The organism is Pseudomonas sp. P7758 (assembly GCF_013386485.1).
Classification (GTDB): domain Bacteria; phylum Pseudomonadota; class Gammaproteobacteria; order Pseudomonadales; family Pseudomonadaceae; genus Aquipseudomonas.
In genome coordinates, this window is sequence record NZ_JACARS010000025.1 from 25664 (window position 1) to 48204 (window position 22541).

Sequence of the window (22541 nt, forward strand, 5' to 3'; positions counted from 1 at the left end):
CGCTACTCTTATCAACTCATTGATTTTAATACACTTACAACTTAAACACCGCCGCCTTCTACACCCTTGGTATTAGTCATTAAGCAAACTAACTCTTCGTGTATATAAATCGTTAATACCAAGTTGAGCGTTGCGAGAGCGCGCACCCGGGACTGTTATAGCCATAACGGACGAATGTATCGCTGCCCCTAGAAACAGCGAACTTCGAAAACAACAAAGGCTGTACCAGGTGCAAGGAACTCAATCATGAAAACTCAAGTCGTGTTGTGGAAAGCAAGTACCGCGCTGGCCCTGATTCTGGCAGTAAGCCTCGGAGGCTGCAGCAGCGGTGGTGGTGGTCATCACAGTAGCGTCGCAGCCTCCTCTCCGGATGCTGGCGGCGGTACTGGCGGTGGAACAGGTGGAGGCACCGGCGGCGGTACCGGTGGTGGCACTGGCGGCGGCACTGATGGAGGTACCGGTGGTGGCACCGGCGGCGGCACTGGTGGAGGTACCGGTGGTGGCACCGGCGGTGGCACTGGTGGAGGTACCGGTGGAGGCACCGGCGGCGGTACTGGTGGAGGTACCGGCGGCGGCACTGGTGGAGGTACCGGCGGCGGCACTGGTGGAGGTACCGGTGGCGGCACTGGCGGTGGTACTGGCGGCGGCACCGGCTCGACCACTCCCCTGGTCACCGGCCAGGTAGTAGGCGCTGTGGGCGGTGTCGTCGGTAATGTCGGCACCACGGTAGGTAACCTGGGCACAACCCTGACCACGGTTCCCATTGTCGGCACCACTGCCGGCGGGCTGGTCACCGCGACAGGCACCGCCGTCAACAGTATCGGCGGCGGCTTGAGCAACGGCCTGGGCACGCTGGGTACCAATAGCAACTCCGTGGGCACAACCGTTGCCGGTGTGGCCGATGGCGTTGCCGACCTGGGCACCGGCGTTTCCAACACCGGCAAATCCCTGGGCACCACACTCGGCGGCATTCCCGTAGTCGGCGGCTTGACCGGTGGCGTGGGCGGTGCGGCAGGTGGCGTGGTTGATCAGGTCGGCCAGGCCGTCACCATGCTCGGCGATACCTTGAGCACTGCCAGCACCACCGGGCCATTGGGCAGCGTGACCAATACGGTGGGTAAAAGCGTATTGGTACCGGTGGTCTCCCTGGTGGAAAACACCACCGGCAACCTGGGCAATAAAACAGGCCTGGGCAACCCGGTCGGCGGCGTACTGGATAAAGTCGGCTCCACTGTCACCGGCCTTGGCGGCCAGGTGGCCAGCGCCGGCGGCGCAGGCAACCCTGTCGGGACACTCGTCGGTGGCGTGTTGACTGGCGTTGGCACCACCCTTGATAAGTCGAGCGGTTACGTCAACCCGGCCACCACGACCCCTCAATCGGGCCTGCCTGAACTCGTCGGCGGTCTTGTCGCCAACGTCGGCAACGGCCTGAATGCCGGCAACACCAACGGCACTGTCAGTGCAGCCGGTGTAACCGGTGGCCAAGTGGGTAACACCGTCGCGTCGCTCGGCACCCTGATCGGTGGCAATGGCGTGGCCAACACTGCAGCCACGGCTCCTGTTGCAGGCCTGGCGACCAATGTCGGCACCGCACTCAACCCAGTGACCTCGGGTGTTGCCAACCTGACGCAAAACATCGGCACCAGCACCGGGATCGGCGCACCGGTGAATGGTCTGGTTACCCAGGTCGGCGGCGCAGTCAGCAGCCTGGGCACCAACCTGACGGCGGCGAATGCCAATCCGGTGACTAACGCTGTGGGCGGTACCCTGAATGCCGTCGGCAATACCGTCGGCTCGGTGGGTGGCCTGGTAACCGGCGGCACCAGCAGTAACGGTGGCGGTCTGCTCGGTGGCTTGAACGTGGGTGCCGGTGCCACCGCTACGGGCACTGCCAATGCAAATGCAAACACAGGCGGCGGCCTGGGAGGTCTGCTCGGTGGGCTGACCGGCAAAAAATAGAATTGCACCTGGCCATTAGACGGCCTCCCCTACAGCGCCTACGCTTGGTTGAGACGAGAGATTCCAACGAGTCTCTCGTCTTTTTTATTGGCCAATGAATGGCTTTGCGAACCGTGTCCCAGAACCCGGCGGGCCTAGCGAAAACGCTGCAGCAGTTTTGACCATGGAGTGTCCTATGCGCGCCTTGACGCCTTTGTTTCTGCTCACCCTCATTGCTGCCAGCGTCCATGCCGAGACCCTGCCCAGCTACCTCAACAGCAACGACACCATTCGTAACCTGCCGGTACCCAACCTCCCCGCCGATGCCTATCGCCCGGTCACCCCACAGACCCAACTGCCCGAGCCGGCGGCAACCCAGGGCCAGCCATTGTTGATGGACACCAAAGTGACCATCCGCAAGCTGCAAATCGACGGTGGGACGATCTACCCGCTCCAGGATGTGGCCAAGGTTTTCGAACCGCTGATTGGCCATGAAACCAACCTGGCACAACTGATCGAAGCCACCCGCGGCATCACCCGCCGCTACCAGCAGGACGGCTATCTGTTGTCCTACGCGTACCTGCCCGACCAGCGCTTCGAAAACGGCCTGGTGCGCGTGGTGCTGGTGGAGGGCTACATCAAGGATTACAACGTGCAGGGCGACATTGGCTCGGTCTCGACCTACGTCGACAAACTGGCGGCCAAGCTGCTGGCCGAGCGCCCGCTGACCCGCAAGACCTTCGAACGCTACACCACCTTGATGGGCCGCATTCCAGGTGTAACGCTGCAGGCGCAAGTACCGCCGCCGGGCACCACCGATGGCGGCACGCGCATGCAGATCCAGGCCTCGCGCAAACCCTTCACCAGCAGCATGAGCATGACGGACGACAGCCGTGGCGGCCTGCAAGCCCTGATCACCGGCACCAGCAATTCCCAGACATCCCTGGGCGAACAACTGAGCGTCAGCGGCCTGTTCCCGCCCGGCGAGGACAAGGAGCACTACTACCGCCTGGGCTACAGCCAGTTCGTGAATGCCGAGGGCACTCAACTGGTGGTCAACGCCGAGCGCTACCGCGCCGACCCGCGCAGCAACGTGCAGCTGGACGGCGGTTTTGAACTCAAGCCACACCAGGAGGTTGACCGCTACTCCGTCGGCCTCAGCCATCCGCTGATTGCCTCCCCTACCGAGTCATTGACCCTGGGCACGCGACTCTATGCCGTGGACCAGACCACCCGTTATCAACTGGTGGGTTTCCCGCAACGTTTCGACCTGGAAACCAACCTGCGCGCCCTGGCATTCGAAGGTGACTGGCGCAAATCCGACACGCGCCAACTGCGCATTCTCAGCGCCGGCCTGTACCAGGGCATCGACGGCCTGGGCGCCAGCACCCGGAGTGACTTCGAGGGTATAAAACCCGACATCGACTTCTTCCGCCTGCGCGTCTCGGGCGTACAGAGCGACAAGTTCTTCGACAACTGGCAAGGCGTGGCATCGGGTGCCTTCTACTGGAGCAACGACACCCTGCCCGACAGCGAACGCGCGACGTTCGGCGGGCAGAATTTCGGGCGTGGCTACCCGGATGACCAGGGCTCGGGCGACAAGGGCTGGGGCGTGGCGTATGAGGTCAACTACAGCTTCAACCGCAGTGGCGAGTGGGTAAAAATCCTGCAGCCGTACGTGGTGCTCGACAAGGCCAAGACCTGGTTCAACGAACTGCCGGCCAAGGGCAACAACATGTCATCGGCAGCGGTGGGCCTGCGCTTCGGGGATAACAAGTACTACAACATCGCGCTGGAAGCGGCCAAGCCAATGTCGGATATCGCCCTGGACAGCTTCAATCGGCGGCCACGGTATACGCTGAGTTTCAGCTACCAACTCTGAACCCTGTGGGAGCGAGCTTGCTCGCGAAGAACGTCCAGACAACGCGGGGAACCAGACTGCCCGCGTTATCGTTGACGTTTTTCGCGAGCAAGCCCGCTCCCACACAAGCTCGCTCCTACATCAATCTGATTTTGGGGATGGGGAAGAGGTTGTTGAGGGTATCGATCAAGCGCACCAGGTAGATCGGCTTGCGGAACAGGTCCAGCACCTGCAGGCGCAGCATGTCACTGACATCATCCATCTCGGCGTGGCCGGACATGACGATCACCGGCAAGTGCTGGCGAGCGGTGTGTTCGCGCAGACGCTTGATCAAGGAAATACCACTTTCCTCGGGCATGCGCAGGTCGGTAATCACCAGTGCGATATCGGGGTGCAGGGTCAGCTCCTGCAAGGCAAAGGTGACCGAGGTCGCGGTAAAACAGACAAAGCCTTCATTCTCCAGCGACTCGGCCAGTTCAATAAGGGCGTCCTCTTCGTCATCCACCAAAAGGATTTGTTGCCGGGGAGCCGAAGAGGAGTTCATGTGGAAATGCCTGATACGCAATAGATCATTCAGCGGAACCTGCACGTTTAGGCGAGTACCGGAGTCAGGTATGAATGCCGGCCTGTATCGTGTTGAAGACGCCGGTTATGGCGGTCCGGATAGGTGTAATAAAAGCAGCCAGCGCCACAGCGACCATCGCCGCAACCAGTGCGTATTCGATACCCGATGCGCCCTCTTTGGAATAGAAAAAAATCTGGACTTTGATGAAACCCATGCGAATAAGATCAAGGAACATAATGACTTCTCCTTTGCGCCCACGGCGCTGGTATCGCGGCATCACAAAAATGATTTCGGTGTGCCACTAGAGCATTGTCAACAAACCCCAGACCAACAACTGTAAGAACTGATTAATCACAAAGTATTAGTCGGCCGGCTGACGCCAAAAATCCCACTTTCGCAGAGGTTTCTGGAGATATTTTTCGCCCGGTAATGGCGTTTTGTCTTAGCTGAACTACCTTCAAATAGCGAAATAGTTAGAAGCTTGAAGCGATCCGGATACGCAAGCATTAGTGGAAACAGCAGTGGATGCAGCAGGAAAGGGAGAGCCTTCATGAACAGTCGGATTAGCTTGATCCTCGCCGGGCTGCTGTTGGTAGGTGCACTGATTGCAGGCTACTGGGGCCTGGTACTCAGCCGCCCTGCCCCTGTCGCACCGCCCGTGCCCCAAACACCTGAAGTCGTGCAACCCGTAGCCGAAGACCAGACACGCCAACCCGTGGTGGTGCTGGCCCATGACGTCGCACCTTTTGTTGCGCTCACCGCCGCCGACCTGACCCTGGAAAAACTGCGCACGGTTCCCGCCGGCAGCCTCACCAGCCTCGACCAGGCCGTGGGCAAGATCCCGTGGCGGCCGCTGTCGGCCGGGACCTGGCTGACCGAGGAGAGCTTCAACTCCGGCGGCACCGTGGCGCGAATGATCCGCCCTAACGAACGCGCGCTTGCCGTCGCCGTGGATGAAGTGATCGGCGCCAGCGGGCAACTCTCCCCGGGGGACTATGTGGACGTCCTGCTCTTCCTGCGCCAGGAAGCCAGCAACCCGCAGCAGTCCGCACAAATCGTGGTGCCCGCCTTGCGCCTGCTGGGCGTCGGCGACCAACTGGGGCTGACCAACGACGGCACGCCCGGCTCCGTGCCACCGACCACCCCCGACGAAAAACTCAAGGCGCAGCAGAGTCGCGCCAGCGCGCGCACGGTACTCCTCGCCGTACCGGAGGAGCTCCTGAGCCGGCTGATGCTCGCAGCCCAGTCCGGCGTACTGCGCCTGGCTGTACGCAGTGCAGACGAACAACTGCTGAGCCAATACTGGGCCGGTGAAACGGAGTCCGCGACCCACCTGGAAAACACCCGGCGCGAGCTCTACCAGTTCAACCAGCTGGCCTTCAGCACAGCGCCCGTCAACGGCCTGAGTCCCGCCGGCAATGGTGCGCCAAGGCGTTCAGGCGTCGAAGTAATACGTGGCAATCAGGTTACCCAACAAACGCCCTGAAAGAGCTAAGGATGCCTTGAATGAGCAGTCGTTTCGTGTGGTCTTTTTCGCGAATTTTCTGGGCACTTCTCACCCTGAGCCTGCCTGTCGGCGTTGCACTGGCAGCACCCGGCAACTGCACGGGCCTGGGCCAGCTGCCGGCAGTGCTGGAGGTGGGTGAAGGCGCTCAACAGGCTATCCAGTCGCCGGTGCCGATTACGCGGCTGGCCATTGGCGATCCGAAAGTGGCCGATGTGCAGGTCAACGGCAACCAGGCGTTCCTGCTCACCGGCATCGCCTCGGGCACCACCAGCCTGATGGTCTGGACGGCCTGCTCCAGCAGCCCGCGCCAAAGCATGGTGTTCGTCAAGGGCAAGGCCACGTCAGCCCTGACCAGCCTGGCCCTGGCGCCGTCCGATGACCCGACGCTGCCCAGCCAGGTGCAAACCGACATCCGCTTTGTGGAAGTGAGCCGCACCAAACTCAAGGAGGCCAGTACCTCGATCTTTGGCCGGGGCGGCAACTTTCTGTTTGGCGCCCCGAACAATGTTGCCAACGCCGCGGCCACAGGATTCCGTGGGCTCCCGGTGAACAACGACACCTTCAACATCGGCTTTGGCGGCGGCCGTGTCTCGGCCATGATCAACGCCCTGGAAAGCAGCGGCTTTGCCTACACCCTGGCCCGGCCGAGCCTGGTGGCGCTCAGTGGCCAAAGTGCGACCTTCCTCGCCGGTGGTGAAGTACCGATCCCGGTGCCCAGCAGCGGCAGCAACACCATCTCCATCGAATACAAAGAGTTCGGTATTCGCCTGACCCTGACCCCGACCGTCATCGACCATGGGCGGATTTCCCTGAAGGTCGCGCCAGAGGTCAGTGAGCTGGACTACACCAACGCGGTCAACATCCAGGGTATCTCCGTGCCGGCGCTGACCATCCGGCGCACCGACACCAGCATCTCCCTGGCCGACGGCGAAAGCTTCGTGATCAGCGGCCTGATCAGCACCAACAACACCTCCAGCGTCAGCAAATTCCCGGGCCTGGGTGACATCCCGATCCTCGGTGCATTCTTTCGCGACTCCAGCATCAATCGCCAGGAAAAAGAGCTGCTGATGATCGTCACCCCGCACCTCGTGCAGCCCTTGGCGGCCAACGCCCAACTGCCTTCGTTGCCAGGGGAAAAGCTGCGCAATTACGACCCTAACTGGTACCGCCTGTATTTCCTCGAAAACGGCAATTTCGACCGCCGCAGTGGACTGTCCGAATGAGTGAGAGCCTGAGCCAGACCTTTTTGGCAATTACCCGCAACACCACGGATCTGGAATGGCTTCAGGGCGCACTCGCGCCCCTGGGGCAAGTGGTCAGCGCCGGTGCCGGCAGCCTCGACGAACTGTTGGCACTGGTAGACGTGACGTTCGCCAACCTGGTGTTCATTGGCTTGGACCGGGAACACGTCACCACCCAGTGCGCCCTGATCGAAGGTGCCCTGGAAGCCAAGCCGATGCTTGCCATCGTGGCCTTGGGCGATGGCATGGACAACCAGCTTGTACTGAACGCGATGCGCGCCGGCGCACGGGATTTCGTGGCCTACGGCTCGCGCTCCAGTGAGGTTGCCGGCCTGGTTCGGCGCCTGAGCAAACGCTTGCCGGCGGTCACCCCGAATACCCATCTAGGCGGGCTGACCGTGCTCTACGGCACCCAAGGCAATGCCGACGGCGCGCTGATCGCCAGCCACCTGGCCCTGGTGGTACAAAAAAGCGGGCAGCAAACGCTGTTGCTCGACCTGGGCCTGCCACTCGCTGACAGCCTCGCACTGCTGGGGCTGGAGAGTTCTTTTCATTTCGGCGACGCCCTGCGTCACTTGCGGCGCCTGGACTCAACCCTGATCAACAGCGCCTTCACCACCGCCGAAGCCGGTCTGCGCATCCTCGCCTACCACAACAACGACGAGCCCCTGGAACGGACCAGCGCGGCCGAGTTGTACATGTTGCTCAGCGCCCTGCGCCAGCACTTCCAGCACATCGTGGTGAACCTGACCGGCCAACCCGACAGCGAAGCCTTGCGCACCTTTGTCAGCCATTGCGACAAACTGCTGTGGTGCACCGACCAAAGCGTGCCGGACTGCCGCCGCAACCTGGCCGTACTCAACCTGTGGCGGGAAAAAGGCATGAAACTCGACCATGCCCGCCTGCTGGTAGACCGCTACCTAAAGGGGGCCGCCCCGGACTCGGAGGCGCTGGGCAATAGCTTCGGGCTGGAGGTAATCGCCGTCCTGCCCTGGAGCCCGGAAGTGCGCCTGAGTGCCAAGAACCAGGCCCAGACCCTGTTCTCCCTGGCCCCACGGGAAGCCCTGACACAGACGTTGCGCGGCTTGGGTGAGCGCCTGGCAAAACGCTCCGAGGGCCTGGAAAAACCCTCCACCAATTGGCTCAACCGCCTTCTGAGGACCAAATGAACGGCGAGAAGCTGTTTGGCGTCGCCCCGCGCGGCAACGTCGGCAACACTGATCACGACGGCCTGAAGCTGGTGCTGCATCGCTACATCATCGATGCCATCGAGGATTCGGGAAAAAACCTGCTGGAAGGCACACGCCAGTCCCTGGCGCAGTTTGTGATCGACAAGGTGGCCGAATACATCACACGTATGCACCTGGCGATTTCCCGCTATGAGATGGAGCGCCTGGCTGAAGAGATCGTCGATGAGCTGACCGGTTTCGGCCCGCTGGAAGTGCTGCTGCGCGACCCGACCGTCACCGAGATCCTGGTCAACGGCCCGCACCGGGTATTCGTCGAACGCGATGGCCTGCTGCAACAAAGTGACTTGCGCTTCATTGACGACCACCATGTCGAGCGGGTCATGCAGCGCATCCTCGCACCCCTGGGACGCCGGCTGGATGAGTCGTCGCCGATGGTCGATGCGCGCCTGCCCGATGGCAGCCGGGTCAATGCGATCATTCCGCCGATTGCCCTGGACGGGCCGTGCCTGTCGATTCGAAAGTTTCGCAAGGACATGCTTAAAAGCAGCGACCTGGTGGCCATGCAAACCATCGACCAGGCCATTTTCGATTTTTTCAAGGAAGCCGTCGGCAAGCGCTGCAACATCCTGATCAGCGGCGGTACCGGCACCGGTAAAACCACACTGCTGAACATTCTCAGCCAGTTGATCAACCCCCGCGAGCGCCTGGTCACCATCGAAGACGTGGCCGAGTTGCAACTGGGCCATCCCCACGTTGTGCGCCTGGAAACCCGCCCGCCCAATGCCGAGGGGCATGGGGAAGTGAAGGCCAGTGACTTGATCCGCAACGCCCTGCGGATGCGCCCCGACCGGATCATCCTCGGCGAGATCCGGGGCGTGGAGGTCATCGATGTGTTGACCGCCATGAACACCGGCCACGACGGCTCGATGAGTACCGTGCACGCCAACAACGCCCAGGACGCCTTGCTGCGCCTGGAAACCCTGGTGGGCCTGACCGGCCGGGTCGTCGCGGAAAAAACCCTGCGGCAAATGATCTGCGCGGCGCTGGATGTGGTGATCCAGCTGACGCGCCTGCCCGATGGCCGCCGCTGTGTCAGCGAAGTGGTGGAAGTGGTGGGCATCCGCGAAGACGTGTACGTCACCAACACCCTGTTTCGCCACGACAAGCGCACCGGCTTTGGCTTCCTGCGCGAAGCGGTCAACCCGGCCGGTGACAAGTTGCGTCACGAAGGTCACCTGCCGGTGTAGGAGGCAACCCGATGATCGGTCCGATTCTGCTCGCCCTACTCGCCGTAGCCCTTCTGGTGCTGGGGATAGGCCTGATGCGCAACGGTTTGCGCAAGGCCCAGACCGACCGGGTATTGGAACGCCTGGCCGAAGGGCAACCCCAGGCCATGAAAGACAACGCGGTGACCACCAGCCTGGAACGCACGTTTATCCGTGCAGGCCTCGGCCGGCCAACTGAGCGCCTCGGCCTGTGGCTGACCCTGTGGGCCTTTGGCGCCCTGCTGGGGGGGCTCGTGGGCCAGTGGATAGGCTTGTTTGTGATGGTGGCGGCACCGCCCTTGGCACTGCGCCTGTACATCGCCGTACGCTACCAGCGGCGGCTGCGCCGGATGATCGAACAACTCCCGCAATTGCTCGATCACGCCGTACGCAGCCTGAAATCCGGGCGCACCCTGGCGGACGCCATCCTGAGCGGAATCGATGCCAGTGACGACCCGTTGAAAAAGTCCATGGGCCGTATCAAGCGCAATGTGCAATTGGGTGTCAGCCTGCCGGAGGCCGCTCATGACTATGCCGAGTTTTATGAACAGGATGAATTGCGCCTGTTTGCCCTGGGCCTCAAGGTCAACCACCGCTACGGCGGCAACGCCAGTGAGCTGCTGGAAAACCTGATCAAGATGATCCGCGAGCGCGACCAGGGCGCACGGCAATTACGCGCCATGACCGGTGAAACCCGGGTGACCGCGCTGGTGCTGGCGGTACTGCCGGTGAGTGTCGCGGGCTACTTCCTGCTCGTTAATCCGACGTACCTGATGGCCATGTGGGATGACCACAGCGGCCAACGCCTGATGCTCGGTGCGTTCGCCTTGCAAGTCATCGGATGCGTGGCGCTGTGGCGCATGTTGCGGAGTATCTGAGATGGCGATACTGATCAGTGCCGTATTGTTTCTTGCCGCGTTATCACTGCTGCTGGCGAATATCCTGAGCAGTCGTCGTCAACAACGCGTGGTCGCCCAGCGGCTGCAGGGCGAGCCAAGCCGCAATGACAAAATGAGTGAGTGGTTGCACCAGTTGGGCAGCACCCGGATCGGCCAGCGCACCATCAGCCTCGATAACGAAACCCAAATCCTGCTCAACCGCATGGGCTGGAGAAAAACCAGCCAACGCTCGATGTTCGCCGCTTGCCAGATCGGTTCACCGATAGTTTTGCTGGGGCTGACCGCGATGACACTGCAGCTGTTCTTTCCCGGCACCGAGCATGAGTTTGTGATCTCCCTGCTGGGCCTGATCATCGGCTACCTGCTGCCCAAGCGAATACTGGTGGCACTCGCCAAAAGGCGCCAGGGGAAAATCTCCCGGGAAGTAGCGACCTTCATCCCCCTGGTGCGCATTCTGTTTGAGTCAGGCATGGCCGTGGAGCAGGCGCTGCGGGTCATGGCCTACGACGCGCAAAAGTTGCTGCCGGTACTGACCGCCGAACTGCGCCTGGTGCTGGCACGCGTCGATTCCGGGCTGGAGTTGGGGGAGGAATTGAACAAGGCCAGCCAGATGCTGGACGTCGATGAACTCAGCGACACGTGCCTGATCCTCCAGCAGCTTCTGCATCAGGGCGGCGGGGCGATGAAGTCGCTGCAATCGCTCAAGCAGTTGCTGGATGACCGGCGCCTGACCCGCCTGCAGGAATACATTTCCAAGATGTCCGCCAAAATGTCCGTGGTGATGATGCTGTTCCTGTTTCCCGCATTACTGATCGTATTGGCCGGCCCTGGCTTTATCGCCATCGCCAAAGCCTTCGTGCCTTGAGAGGACATGCAATGAAGACATTGATGGTCGCCTGCAGCCTGTTGTTGTTAAGTGGTTGCGCCAGTAACGGGCAACTGCCGTGGGCGGGTTTCAGCGCGCAGGGCAGTTGTGCCAAGCCCAACTCCAATCAGGAGTTATCGCTGAACCTGGCCGACGACATGGCCAACGAGGGCAAGCTGCACGCCAGCCTGGCCAACCTGCAAAACCTGCCGGACAACCTGCCCCAGGTGCGCCAGCGCCAGGCCAAGGTGTACCGCCTGCTGGGCCGCAGCGAAGCCGAACCGTTGTACCGCAGCCTGCTCGGCACCTGCATGGCTGCCGAAGGCGAGCACGGGCTCGGCCAGCTGGCAGCGGCCAGGGGAGACAACGGCCAGGCCATGGCGCACTTGCAACGCGCGGCCAGGATGTCGCCCACCGACGAGAAAATCCGCAACGACCTGGGCGTGGTGTACCTCAATCAACGGCGCGTGGAAGATGCACGCTTCGAATTCCTGACGGCCATGGAGCTCAAGCAGAGCGATCAACTGGCGGCGATCAATCTGGTGACGCTGATGATCTACCAGGACAACTGGGAACAAGCCGCACAAGTGGCCAGCCGCATGGGCCTGAGCCCGGAACAAGTGACGCAAGCCCAGGCCCGGGCGCAGCAACTCAAGGCGCCCGTCTCACCGACGACAGCGCCAAAAGATCAGGTCGCAACCGTAGGCGACGTGCTGCAAGCGCCGGTCAAATAGGTCTCTAAAGGGAGTACACACGATGAAATTCACACTGCTCGCCACGCTGCTGTTCGCCAGCCTGCCGCTGACGGTGCTGGCTATTGAGCCGGGGCCTTCTTCGCCACAGCAAAAACAGACCGAAGGCTGGCTGCAACTGCAGGTCAGTGGCGAACGCGCATCTCCCATCCGGCAGAAGGCCACGCCCGCTGAACGCGACCAGGCCATGCAACGCCTGCTGGACAGTTACAAACACCCTATTCCTGAGTACTACGACCAGAAACTGGGCGGCAACACCCCAGGCAGCAACAACTAATGCGCAGTGACGCGCTGGCGCGCCGCAGAATTGTTCGGCGATAACGCCAGCGCCAACTGGGTTCGGTTGTGCATATGGGTCAGGCGCAGCACTTGGGACACGTAGAGTTTCACGGTGTTTTCAGTGATGCCCAGTTCACAGGCAATCTGGTAGTTGGTCTGGCCCTTGCCTACCAGCCTTGCGACATCCAGTTGGCGGGGCGACAACTGATTGAAGATCGCCGGTATTTCAACCCGGTCAGTGTCGCTGACTTCACCCTCGGCTTCAGTCGACAGGCCGGATTGCGGACTGCTGCGCACCTTGTCGAGGTCATGATAAAGGTCATCGATGGACGCCGAGAGAAACTGCAGCTTCTGGTTCAGGTGCCCCAGGTCGAGATCTTTCTGCCGGTCCTGCAGCGCGACCACCTGGCGTTGCAACCCTTCGAGCAGCTCGCCCAAATTGATCGGCTTCTGGTAGTAATCGGCAATCCCGGCGCGCAAGGCCTTGATCACGTCCTGCTTGTCTGCACGCCCGGTCAGCATGATGGCCTCAAAGACCCGTTGCTTGCCGGCCAGGTGTTGCAGGGCCTGGACCAGTTCGATGCCATCCATCTCGGGCATATGCAGATCGCACAGCACCAGGCCGATCTCGGCATCGTCGCGAAAACGCTCGATGGCTTCCTGGCTGGATGCGCAAGGGACGCAACGGTAACCGTTGCTTTCAAGAAATTCGCAAAGCTCTTCCACGATCAAAGGCTGATCGTCCACCACGAGCACTTTCACTTGAGAGGTAAGCTTGTTCACGCGCTACTCCATGCCTGGCAAGCAAAAGGACCGATGTATCCATTCCGACCATTTTTCCTATGCAACTTACCCATAAACGTAGACGTACTTTCCTACTATGTACATAGCGATACCCTACGTGGCGACTAATGGGATCCAAAACCAGGACAGGCAAAAACCGATCAGTAAAAACGGCACGAACGGCTGCCTGGCCGAATGTGCCGGATCAAGGTACTGCAAGGTATTCCTAAGCCCTTGATTCATCAGCGGCCACACCCTGGGCGCCAGCAACAGCCAGGCTGCGCTCGCGAGGCCGGCGCCGATAAAAGTGCCCAGTACGTAGAGGTAGTCGGTTGCCAGCCCCAATGCCACGATCAGCTTCACGTCACCGGCGCCCAGGCGGCCCAGCGCGTAACCCGGCAGGGTGAACAACAACGCCAGGACAAAGGCCACACCGCCCTCGACAGCCGGCGCACCGAGCCAGGTCGTACCGCTCCAGAACAGGTAAACCAACGCCAGCAAGGCTGCGCCGAGGGTCAAACGGTTGGAGACCTGACGTAGACGGATATCTTGCACAGCGCACAGCGCGAGCCAAACGACCAGGACGAGGCTTTGAATCACGTAAAAAAAATCCCTTTTTGCTGAATGATTCTATGCTGATATCAGGTAGTAGTAGTCAGGGTAGACGAGTCATGAAAAAAGGCCTCGCTAAAAAGCAAAAAGGTGCCGCCGCGCTGGAGTTCGCGATGGTCTTCATGATTTTTTTTGCCATTTTTTATGGCCTAGTCAGCTACAGCTTGCCGTTATTGCTGATGCAGTCCTTTACCCAGGCCGCCGCCGAAGGCGTAAGACGTAGCGTCGCGCTGGACCCCGCCACGCCTGGCTACGTCACGGCACTGCCGCTGCAGGCCGTCAGTGCGGCGCAGGCACAACTGGCGTGGATCCCCTCCCAGTTCAAATTCCTTCCCGGGTACGTGACGGCCGTCTACAACTCGTCAGGCGTGTTGACGGTGTACATCAATTACCCGACGTCCAGCCTCCAAAGTGTGCTGCCGTTCCTGGTATTGCCAGGCATCGGTACCGTCCCCGCCCTGCCTCCCATGCTGTCCGCCCAGTCGAGCATGCAGTTTTGACCTCAGGCGATAAACTCTTCGGCCGCCTGCTCGGACGCGGCAACCAGCTGCCTGCTGACGCACCGGCAGCGATCCCGGCAACCGCCGCGTTGTTGTTCTACCTGGACGCCCAGGGCCGCGTAATGGATGTCCATGGCCCGCTTCGCCATCGACTCGAACACCCCGCTGCGCAACAGCAACAGGCACCCTCGCTGCTCGACTACCTCACTGCGGCGAGCCGCCTGGTGATCGAGGGCACGCCCAGCGACTGGCAGGGGCAAAGCCTGGACCTGGAGCTCAAGGGGCTCGCCGGGCAAACCCTGCATACCCGTGGCTGGGTCCAACCCGAAGGCAAGGGCTGGCTCCTGCAATTGCTGGACATTGGCGACCTGATTGCCCATCGCCAACTCACCCAGGTGCGCGAACACAATCAACGGGTGAGCGACCAGATCAGCGAGCAACTGCGGGTCTGCAGCCTGGTGCGCCTGCCCGAAGTACTGCAAGACACTCTGCAGGCTATTTCCCAGCACTGGCACATCCCCTGCGTCGCCATCGCCTTGCTGGATGAGCAGGGCCAGGCGTGGTGCATCGAGGGCTGTTACACCGCCCACGATGCGCCGGTACTCTGGAGCAACGGCCAAGCCCTGGGCTCCAGCCTCGACAGCCTGGGCGGCACGGCGCCAGTGAGCCTGGAGGTAAACCGTGGCCACAGCGAACACCCACGCCTGCAAGGCCTGTTTGGCAATACCGATGGTTTTCTGGTGCCCTACCGCGACGGACTGGGCGTGGGCGCATGGCTGCTGTGCGGGGTGTATCACCGCCAGGAACACACCAGCGACCGTGACTGGTTGCAACTGACCGCCGCCCTCGCGGCACCGCTGCTCGGACGCCTGCGCGAACTGCGCCATCAACAGCAGCTGGAACGCCTCGACGCGCTGCAAGGATTGCTCGGCACCGGCTGGTGGGAGCTGTCCCCACACACTGAAGACCTCGAACTCGCCCCACCGCTGCTGCACACCCTGAGCCAAGGCGAGGCCATCACACAGCTGTCGCTACCCATGTGGCTCAAGCTGATTCACCCTGCCGACCGGGAAGAACTCGCCAGCCGCCTGCAAGACCTGAAGACCCTGGGCAAACCGCTGTCCACCAGCGTGCGCCTGCAACGTGCCGACGCGGCGCTTAACCCCATCTGGTATCGCGTGCAAGGGCAAGCGTTGGGCTCGGGTGAGCATCGCCGCCTGGTGGGCTTCATGCTCGACATCAGCGACATAAAAAACCAGGAGCAACAGGCCGCCGCCGCCCACGCACGCCTGGATAACCTGATCGCCAGTTCCCCGGCTGTGATCTATGTGCAGCGCTATGTCGAGGGCACACTGCAACCGGTGTTCTTCAGCGACAGCTTGCTGCCGCTGCTTGGCCGCACCCTGGCCGACTTCACCCCGGCGACGCTGAACCAGTGGATCCACCCCGAAGACCGCGACCTCTACTTCGACCGTACCCGCCAACTGCTGCGCGAAGGCAGCGTGCGCAGTCGCTACCGGGTGCTCGACACACAGGGCAATTACCACTGGCTGCTGGATGAAGCCCGGCTGCTGCGCGACGACCTCGGGTTGCCCGTGGAAGCCGTGGGCCTGTGGCTGGATGTGACCGAGACGACCCTGGCGGCGCAACGGATCAAGGAAAGCGAGGAGCGCTATCGAATCCTCGTGGAAGACTCCCCGGCCATGATCTGCCGCTACCTTCCGGACCTGACCCTGACCTTCGGCAACACGCCCCTGGCCAACTACATGGAATGCCTGCCTGGACAGCTGCCGGGCATGAACCTCCGCCAATGGTTGTCGGACGAACAACACGAGGCGTTTGTACTGCGCATCCGCCAGCTCACCCCGGAATTCCCCGTGAGCACCGCCGAAATCAGCCTGCAACTGCCGGGGCGCACACATGCCTGGTGGGTGTGGTCGGACCGGGGCGTGTTCGACGAACAGGGCCAATTGCAGGAAGTGCAGGCCGTGGGCCGCGACAACACCGAAGTGCGCCGCTCCCAGCAGCAACTGACCCAAAGCGCCAAAATGGCCACCCTCGGCGAAATGGCCACCGGCCTGGCCCATGAGATCAACCAGCCGTTGAATGTGATGCGCATGGCCATCGTCAACGTGCTCAAGCGCTTGAGCAACGGTGATGCACAAATCGACTACCTGACGGAAAAACTCCAGCGTATCGACTCCCAGGTCCAGCGCGCAGCCCGCGTGGTAGACCACATGCGGGTGTTCGGCCGCCGTTCGGAAGTCGAACAGCAGCCCTTCAACCCGGCGCAGGCGGTGGAAGGCACCCTGTCGCTGCTCAGTGAAGGCATGCGCGGCAAAGGCGTGGACCTGCGCGTGGCACAGCTAGACGTGACGGTGCAGGTCAAAGGCTATGTCGACCAGCTGGAGCAGGTGCTGATCAACCTGATGGTCAACGCCCGCGATGCCCTGCTGAGCAAACGCGAGCACGACCGCGACCTGCAACCGTGGATCTCGGTGCAGATCGAGCAGGACAGCCGCCACGTACGCATCTGGGTCGAGGACAACGGCGGCGGGATTGACCCGCGGCTGCTGGAGCGGATTTTCGAGCCGTTCTTCACCACCAAGCCGATTGGCGTGGGCACCGGCCTCGGGTTGTCAGTGAGCTACGGCATTGTCGAGAACATGGGCGGCCGGTTGAGCGTCGCCAACAGCGAGCATGGGGCGAAGTTCTGTGTGGAGTTGCCGGTGGTTGAAGCCTAATTCACCAGGGCCGCTTGCCCATGCGGCCGGCAACTGAGGTTGGCGCCCACTTCCACCGCGTTCAGGTTAACCCCAAGGTTCGACAACAGGCTGTTCACCACCGGGTCCAGAATAGGGCTGAGCACTCCGCCAATCACGGTGCCCAAGGTGCTGTTGAGCCCGTTTAGCACTGTGCCCGCCGTCGTCAATAACCCTCCCAGCAGATTGAACCCCGTTGGCTTGTAGACCTGGAACTGGATACCGCTCAACGCGTTACTGATCGCGCTGAGAAGGCTGGCTGTCGATGAGGCGTAGTACTGCGGCGGCAGGTTGATTTCCGGCGGCTGAAGGTACGTGTGGGGGGGCAAGGCACTTGTCGCAGCGCCCACCGGACTGTTGACGCTCAAGCCCAGGCCGCCCCCGTAAAACGGTTTGCGGGTAGACGGATCACAAGTGGTAGGCCCCAGGCCCAGCAAGGGTTTGAAACAGGTAATGGATCCGATATCCACCACCGGCACTGGAGGAATCGGATTAAGGGTGGTGTTGCTGTTAAACGCGTTGATCAGTTGCGGGCTCTGGCCAATTTGCACGGTAACGATCGAGGCATTGGTCTGGGTGGTCAGGGTCTTGGTAGCGTCGCTGACGCAGGTAAACCCGGTGACATAGCTTTCAGCCGTGCCCAGTTGAAGGACCACATCTATCCTGGCGGCCGGCGGGTTTGAGGATGACGACAGCACCTGCAAATTCGTCATCTGGCAATAACCACCCAGTACACACAGCACCGAACTGATGGTTCCTCCCAGGTTCAAGCTCAACAAGTTGTTCAAAACGTCCGAAAGTGGCCCGATCAAGCCGTTCAGGGCGGCCTGCACCGCGGGAGAATCCAGCGGTGGCAACCCTAACGTCAGGCCGACGCTGATCTGAGCCGTTTTTACGTAAATGCGGGTTGCTGAAGTTTTATCCACGGCAAACCGCGGATCGCCAATAGCGGACAACTGCGGTGGCTGAATCACCTTGACCTGAACACCTGCATTCACCAGGCCCGGAATATTCACCGGGATGGTCGCCACCACCCCGTTCTTGGTATTGGCCAATTGCACAAAGGCTTCGGCCAACTGGAACACATTCAGGCTGGTGTTCAGCCCCGCCGACACCGCCCCCGTTTGCAGCTGCAGCAGGCTGCCCAGGGTGACATCAAGGTTGCCGATTATCGCGTTGATACTGGTAAGACCGCTGACCGCCACGCTGGCTGTATTGCCTCCGGCACTGAGCACCGTAATGGCTGCGTCGACCAGTTGACTGATCTTGACCGTCTTGGTCAGCAGTTGATCGTAGGCTCCGGCCGTGACGCCCACGTTCAACGCCAGCTGGTTGAGGTAGCTGAGCAAGTTGATGTTGGTGTCTACCAGGCCCTGCCAGCCTGCCACGCTCAGGTTCAGTGAGCCGCCCAAGAGTTGGCCGAACAACAGGTTCAGTGCTGCTGATTTGCTCGAGTCCACGGTGACCAGTGTCGATTTGATCGTCAGTTGCGCCTGAGGCGGCAGGATCTTCGGCGCCGCCACCGCGACGGCAGACAACTGGGTGTTGAAGTTGTAGCCGCTACCACTGAACAACGCCCAGACCCCCCCGGCAACGCTGGTCATGATCGGGCGCGAGGCAGTCACCTGGATGGCATCGGTCTTGGTCGCGTCTGCGGAGAACACCCGCTGGTTGGTGGCGCCGGTGGTCAGCACGCCGCATTTCACTATCAGGGCGTTTGCTGGCGGGATGACATAACCGTTGCGCACTGCGCTGGCACGGGCATAGGTGGGCGCGGTATTGGTGGCGGGCAGGCAATCCCCCTTACGCTGCACTGCCTCCAGTGCCGCCATATCGGCAATCCCCTGCAACTGGCGTTTTTCCAGGTACAAACGGCTGCTATCAACCACCAGCAACATGAATACCAGCACCATGCCCAGGGTCAAGACCGCCACCAAGCCAACCGCACCGCGCTGCCTTGCAGGCCCGGCGTGGTGACCGGAACGAAGTCGAAGAGACATCGAGCACTCCTTTGCCGGCACACTGCCGAGCGCTTACTCTCCTGTGTTGCTTGGGAGTGTAGTCAAGAGCGGCGGGGGCTGCAGGCCAGTCGCCATAGATCGACGACTGGCGGAGGGCTGATCAGGCGATCAATGCGGCGGGTAGTTGGAAAGCACCTTGGTCACCGTGGCACGAATAGCGGCACTGCGGTCTCGGGGTTCAGGCGAGCTGGCGAGGATCTGCTCATCGCTGCCACGCCACACCAGCTTGCCATCCTTGCCGTCGAGCAAGTCAATCTGGATGGTCGCGACCTTGTAGGTGATGTTGCGGGTTTCGTTATACATCGGCGCGCCCCAGTAACCATTCCACGGGCCGCCCCAGGCGCCGCCGTAATTGGTGGTGACTTGTTGCTGGCGGTCTTCGACGATCAGGTAGGTCTGTACATTCAGGTCAGCCTTGGTGCCCGGCGCGGCAGGACGCAGGCCACGCTGGTCGAGCTGCTCGCCCACGGCCTGGCGGATGCGCTGTTCGGTGAGGTCACTCTTGATCCGCGGGTCATCCGGGCGGTATTGCAGCGCGGGTTCTTTCCAGCTCCAGCTGCGGTAGGCGCCAAAGTCCCGGCTGGCGTCGAAATCATGGTTGACCTGGCTGGTCTGGCAACCGCCCAGCAACACAACAACAGCAAGTGCAGCAATACGACGAAGCATGGTTTTTCTCCAAAAGACAATCCGGGCCTGAGATGAGAATAGCTGCTAACTGGGTGGGTAGGCAGTCATTGCCTTTTGCATCGCCTCACGCAGCGAGTCGGCGCGCTCGCTGAGGCTGCCCTGGCTCGTGGTTTCGGCGCTGGTGCTCCATACCGGCTGGCGGGTGCGCGCGTCGAACAGGCTGATGCGCGCCACGGCCACCGTCACTTCATAAGTGCGTACCAGCGGCACCGTGTTGTACATGCCGTAGCCGTTGCCGTAGCGGTTATAGCCGCCGTAACCGTAGCCATAGTCGTCCTGAACCTGGCGCAGGCGTTTTTCCAGGCGCACGTCGGCGCTTACCAGCAGGTCGGGGGCGCGGTTGTCATGCAAGGGGCGCAGGCCGCGCTGGTCGAGGGCGCCGCTGACCGCCTCGGCAATCTGCGCCGAATCCGCCCAGGCCGAGCCTGCCGGCAGCTGGTTGTTGAGCCAGGCCCAACTGCGGTACGCGCCGTAGTCGCGCACCGGCGCCGGGTAGGCGCTGGCATCAAAGGTGTTGGCCGCCTGGGCAGGCGCCGGCGGCATCGGGGCAGACGCCGCCACATACGGGTTGGGGCTTTGGCAACCCGCCAGGCCCAGGCCCAGCAGGATCAGTCCAAGACAGCGCTTCATTTCGACCTCCGCAGACTGGGCCGCTTAAACCGGACGGCAGATCCAGTGCAAATAACGCCCAAGTCCGGCAAAGCTTGGGTGACGACGGTGTGCGAGCTCCATCTCCAACAAATCCTGCAACTCGGCGCGGGCCTGGAATTCCACCGGCATATAGTCGTGGAACACCCGCACGCCACTTTGGGTTTCGACCTGCCACAGGCCCTCTAGTTGCGTCGCCAACTCCCGTGGGTCCAGGGGTTGTTGCGGCGTGAGGCTCTGCTTTTCACCGGCCATGTCGTTCTTGCGCATTTTGCGGAAGTGGCCTTTGAGCAGGTTGCGGTAAATCAAGGCGTCGCGATTGTAGAAGGCCAGGGACAGCCAGCCACCGGGCGCGGTCAACTGGTGCAGCACCGGCAGGATCGCATGGGGTTCGGCCAGCCATTCCAGCACGGCGTGGCACAGCACCAGGTCGTAGGGCTCGGTGAGTTGGCCCAGCAGGTCCTGCCAGGGTGCCTGAATGAAGGTGGCTGTCTGCCCGGCTTCGGCGAAACGCTGGCGGGCGCCTTCGAGCATCGGCTCGGCGGGTTCGGCCAGGGTTACATCGTGGCCGCGCTCGGCCAGCCACAGCGACATATGGCCCAGCCCCGCGCCGATATCCAGTACCCGCAGCGGGCGGTCCGGCAGCGCTTCAATCAGATCGGCTTGCAGCACCGCCAGGCGAATCGCGCCCTTGGCGCCGCCGTAGATCTTCTCGGCAAAGCGGGTGGCCAACTGGTCGAAATGACGGTCGCTCATTTGGCAAACCGCCGTTCGCTGTCGGCCAGCTTGGCCTGTACCACCTGATCCATGTCCAACCCCAATTCACTGCACAACAGCAGCAGGTACAGCACGATGTCACCGACTTCCTGGCCGGCATGGGCGAGTTTGTCGGCGGGCAACTGGCGCGACTGGTCTTCGCTCAACCACTGGAATATCTCCACCAGCTCGGCCATTTCAACGCTGGCGGCCATGGCCAGGTTCTTGGGGCTGTGGAACTGCTTCCAGTCGTTGGTATCGCGGATGCGGTGCAGGCGTTCGGTGAGGTGATCGAGGTTCATGGGGGGCTCCTGAAGGTGTATAGCTTCGGGCGCAAGCCGCGCGAAGGCAAGTGAATCCCTGCGGCCCGTAAACCTCTATGCTAGAAGGGAACTAGCTTGGGCCAATAACGAACAAAGGCTCAGGTTCGGCAGCTACGCCCACCGTCTTATCAGGACACACACATGCAAACAGACTTTTTCGGATGGCTGGGTCTCAAGATCGGCCAGATCATCCACTTTATCGTCGAGTTGTTCAGCGGGCTGTTCAATACCCTGTCCCACGCGGGCGGCGACTTTGTCGACGGGCTGTCCAGATCCTTGGGGATGGACACCTCGATCATCAGCATCCTCATGCTGATTATCGGCTTGATGCTGTTGTACTCGGCGGTGCGCGCGTTTATGCGGGCTTCGATCATCATGGGGATTATCTGGTTGATGCTCGGGCTGTGGGTGCTCAGCTGGGTGGTGCATTAATAAAGGGCCAGCAGGGTAAATCCCTTTAATTTGAGGGACGTTTCCGAGACAATCTTTCGGCCTTGTGCCTGTTGGGATGGGTGGCTAGTCTTCGGCCCTTCACTGCATATCAGTGATCGGGTTTAGTCGCCCGGAATTAGTGAGCGCAAGTTGTCGCCATGCTTCATGGCGGCTGTGCGCAGGGCACCTTCGGGTGCGCCGGGTTCCACTAGCCGGTCGACTAACCTGCGTACAGCCGCCACCCTCGTTTAGTCGCGCGGGTGTCAGCTCCTTACCTACTAGTGGAGTTACACCATGCATAAGCCTGTTCCCGACCCACCCAGCGACCTCCTCAACGACCGCGCCGCCTTCAATCGCGCCCTCGAACATTACCTGCCATCCCAAGGCTTCCACACCATCAACGAAGACCTGAGCTTCGAAGATTCCCTGCTCTACACCGCCAGCCTGCTCAGCAGTGCCTCGGCGACTGCGCTTGATTGCGGCGAACTGCTGGAAAGCCCGCAGCGCGCGAAGATCCTGGCGGTGTGGCACTTGCTGGAAATTGCCAAGACCACCGTCGACCGCTCCATCGAATGCCTGCACCCGCGCAAAACCTGACACTACGCGGTCAAAAATGTGGGAGCGGGCTTGCTCGCGAAAGCGGTGGATCAGCCAA

The 22541-nt window shown here is 61.5% G+C and carries 23 protein-coding genes; 14 read left to right on the forward strand and 9 right to left on the reverse strand.

The window, feature by feature from the left end; genetic code table 11:
- Positions 1-246: 246 nt before the first annotated feature.
- Positions 247-1959 carry a collagen-like triple helix repeat-containing protein gene (locus tag HX873_RS06865; RefSeq protein ID WP_256343940.1) on the forward strand — a complete coding sequence of 571 codons (1713 nt, stop codon included), beginning with the start codon at positions 247-249 and terminating at the stop codon, positions 1957-1959.
- Positions 1960-2134: 175 nt separating this feature from the next.
- The gene (locus HX873_RS06870; RefSeq protein WP_177122503.1) at positions 2135-3820 is read left to right on the forward strand and encodes a ShlB/FhaC/HecB family hemolysin secretion/activation protein; all 1686 of its coding nucleotides are present in this window, start codon (positions 2135-2137) and stop codon (positions 3818-3820) included.
- Positions 3821-3935: 115 nt separating this feature from the next.
- Here the strand turns inward: HX873_RS06870 and HX873_RS06875 are convergent, their stop codons facing one another.
- Positions 3936-4343 (reverse strand): response regulator, encoded by a 408-nt coding sequence (locus tag HX873_RS06875; protein WP_003212897.1) that lies wholly within the window; start codon positions 4341-4343, stop codon positions 3936-3938.
- Between the two features lie 64 nt (positions 4344-4407).
- Positions 4408-4599, reverse strand: a complete 192-nt coding sequence (locus tag HX873_RS06880; protein WP_177122504.1) for a Flp family type IVb pilin — start codon at positions 4597-4599, stop codon at positions 4408-4410.
- 315 nt (positions 4600-4914) lie between these two features.
- Between HX873_RS06880 and cpaB the strand changes: the two genes are divergently transcribed.
- The 8 genes from cpaB to HX873_RS06920 are packed head-to-tail and all read left to right on the forward strand — an operon-like array spanning position 4915 to position 12360.
- The gene (gene cpaB, locus HX873_RS06885; protein ID WP_087693096.1) at positions 4915-5850 is read left to right on the forward strand and encodes a Flp pilus assembly protein CpaB; all 936 of its coding nucleotides are present in this window, start codon (positions 4915-4917) and stop codon (positions 5848-5850) included.
- A gap of 20 nt (positions 5851-5870) precedes the next feature.
- Positions 5871-7094, forward strand: coding sequence for a type II and III secretion system protein family protein (locus HX873_RS06890; RefSeq protein WP_177122505.1), 1224 nt, complete (start codon positions 5871-5873; stop codon positions 7092-7094).
- Positions 7091-8281, forward strand: coding sequence for a pilus assembly protein CpaE (locus HX873_RS06895; RefSeq protein WP_008438996.1), 1191 nt, complete (start codon positions 7091-7093; stop codon positions 8279-8281). Before HX873_RS06890 ends, HX873_RS06895 begins: the two co-directional genes overlap by 4 nt.
- Positions 8278-9549 (forward strand): CpaF family protein, encoded by a 1272-nt coding sequence (locus HX873_RS06900; protein ID WP_008438997.1) that lies wholly within the window; start codon positions 8278-8280, stop codon positions 9547-9549. Before HX873_RS06895 ends, HX873_RS06900 begins: the two co-directional genes overlap by 4 nt.
- 11 nt (positions 9550-9560) lie before the next feature.
- Entirely contained in the window at positions 9561-10445 is an 885-nt protein-coding gene (locus tag HX873_RS06905) for a type II secretion system F family protein (RefSeq protein ID WP_003212908.1), read from the forward strand.
- Between the two features lies 1 nt (position 10446).
- Positions 10447-11331 carry a type II secretion system F family protein gene (locus HX873_RS06910; RefSeq protein WP_177122506.1) on the forward strand — a complete coding sequence of 295 codons (885 nt, stop codon included), beginning with the start codon at positions 10447-10449 and terminating at the stop codon, positions 11329-11331.
- A gap of 11 nt (positions 11332-11342) precedes the next feature.
- Positions 11343-12065 (forward strand): tetratricopeptide repeat protein, encoded by a 723-nt coding sequence (locus tag HX873_RS06915; protein WP_032899853.1) that lies wholly within the window; start codon positions 11343-11345, stop codon positions 12063-12065.
- Positions 12066-12087: 22 nt separating this feature from the next.
- On the forward strand, positions 12088-12360 hold the full coding sequence (locus HX873_RS06920) for a DUF3613 domain-containing protein (protein WP_008439006.1): 273 nt from the start codon (positions 12088-12090) through the stop codon (positions 12358-12360).
- Here the strand turns inward: HX873_RS06920 and HX873_RS06925 are convergent.
- Positions 12357-13145 carry a response regulator transcription factor gene (locus HX873_RS06925; protein WP_003212915.1) on the reverse strand — a complete coding sequence of 263 codons (789 nt, stop codon included), beginning with the start codon at positions 13143-13145 and terminating at the stop codon, positions 12357-12359. The two genes, HX873_RS06920 and HX873_RS06925, sit on opposite strands and share 4 nt — an antisense overlap.
- Before the next feature lie 114 nt (positions 13146-13259).
- Positions 13260-13745: a prepilin peptidase gene (locus HX873_RS06930; protein ID WP_177022463.1), complete on the reverse strand. Its 486-nt coding sequence runs from the start codon at positions 13743-13745 to the stop codon at positions 13260-13262.
- 71 nt (positions 13746-13816) lie between these two features.
- Here HX873_RS06930 and HX873_RS06935 point away from each other — a divergent pair, with 71 nt between their 5' ends.
- On the forward strand, positions 13817-14257 hold the full coding sequence (locus HX873_RS06935; protein ID WP_003212919.1) for a TadE/TadG family type IV pilus assembly protein: 441 nt from the start codon (positions 13817-13819) through the stop codon (positions 14255-14257).
- Positions 14254-17001 carry a PAS domain-containing sensor histidine kinase gene (locus tag HX873_RS06940; RefSeq protein WP_008439008.1) on the forward strand — a complete coding sequence of 916 codons (2748 nt, stop codon included), beginning with the start codon at positions 14254-14256 and terminating at the stop codon, positions 16999-17001. Before HX873_RS06935 ends, HX873_RS06940 begins: the two co-directional genes overlap by 4 nt.
- On the opposite strand, the gene HX873_RS06945 is transcribed toward HX873_RS06940, so the two are convergent.
- The 5 genes from HX873_RS06945 to HX873_RS06965 all read right to left on the reverse strand — a co-directional run bounded on the left by HX873_RS06945 (position 16998) and on the right by HX873_RS06965 (position 21433).
- Positions 16998-19019: a pilus assembly protein TadG-related protein gene (locus HX873_RS06945; protein ID WP_256349584.1), complete on the reverse strand. Its 2022-nt coding sequence runs from the start codon at positions 19017-19019 to the stop codon at positions 16998-17000. The two genes, HX873_RS06940 and HX873_RS06945, sit on opposite strands and share 4 nt — an antisense overlap.
- Positions 19020-19148: 129 nt before the next feature.
- On the reverse strand, positions 19149-19706 hold the full coding sequence (locus HX873_RS06950) for a DUF4136 domain-containing protein (protein ID WP_063033314.1): 558 nt from the start codon (positions 19704-19706) through the stop codon (positions 19149-19151).
- A gap of 45 nt (positions 19707-19751) precedes the next feature.
- Positions 19752-20357, reverse strand: coding sequence for a DUF4136 domain-containing protein (locus tag HX873_RS06955; protein ID WP_177122507.1), 606 nt, complete (start codon positions 20355-20357; stop codon positions 19752-19754).
- A gap of 24 nt (positions 20358-20381) precedes the next feature.
- The gene (locus HX873_RS06960) at positions 20382-21131 is read right to left on the reverse strand and encodes a methyltransferase domain-containing protein (RefSeq protein WP_076017967.1); all 750 of its coding nucleotides are present in this window, start codon (positions 21129-21131) and stop codon (positions 20382-20384) included.
- The gene (locus HX873_RS06965; protein ID WP_017478435.1) at positions 21128-21433 is read right to left on the reverse strand and encodes a MazG-like family protein; all 306 of its coding nucleotides are present in this window, start codon (positions 21431-21433) and stop codon (positions 21128-21130) included. The genes HX873_RS06960 and HX873_RS06965 overlap by 4 nt, the downstream gene beginning before the upstream one ends.
- Before the next feature lie 162 nt (positions 21434-21595).
- On the opposite strand from HX873_RS06965, the gene HX873_RS06970 reads away from it, so the two are divergent.
- Together HX873_RS06970 and HX873_RS06975 are read left to right on the forward strand one after the other, a co-directional pair.
- A complete protein-coding gene (locus tag HX873_RS06970; RefSeq protein ID WP_003212934.1) occupies positions 21596-21886 on the forward strand; it encodes a hypothetical protein in 291 nt (96 codons plus the stop codon).
- Positions 21887-22180: 294 nt separating this feature from the next.
- Positions 22181-22483 carry a DUF6124 family protein gene (locus HX873_RS06975; RefSeq protein WP_017478434.1) on the forward strand — a complete coding sequence of 101 codons (303 nt, stop codon included), beginning with the start codon at positions 22181-22183 and terminating at the stop codon, positions 22481-22483.
- Positions 22484-22541: the final 58 nt, after the last annotated feature.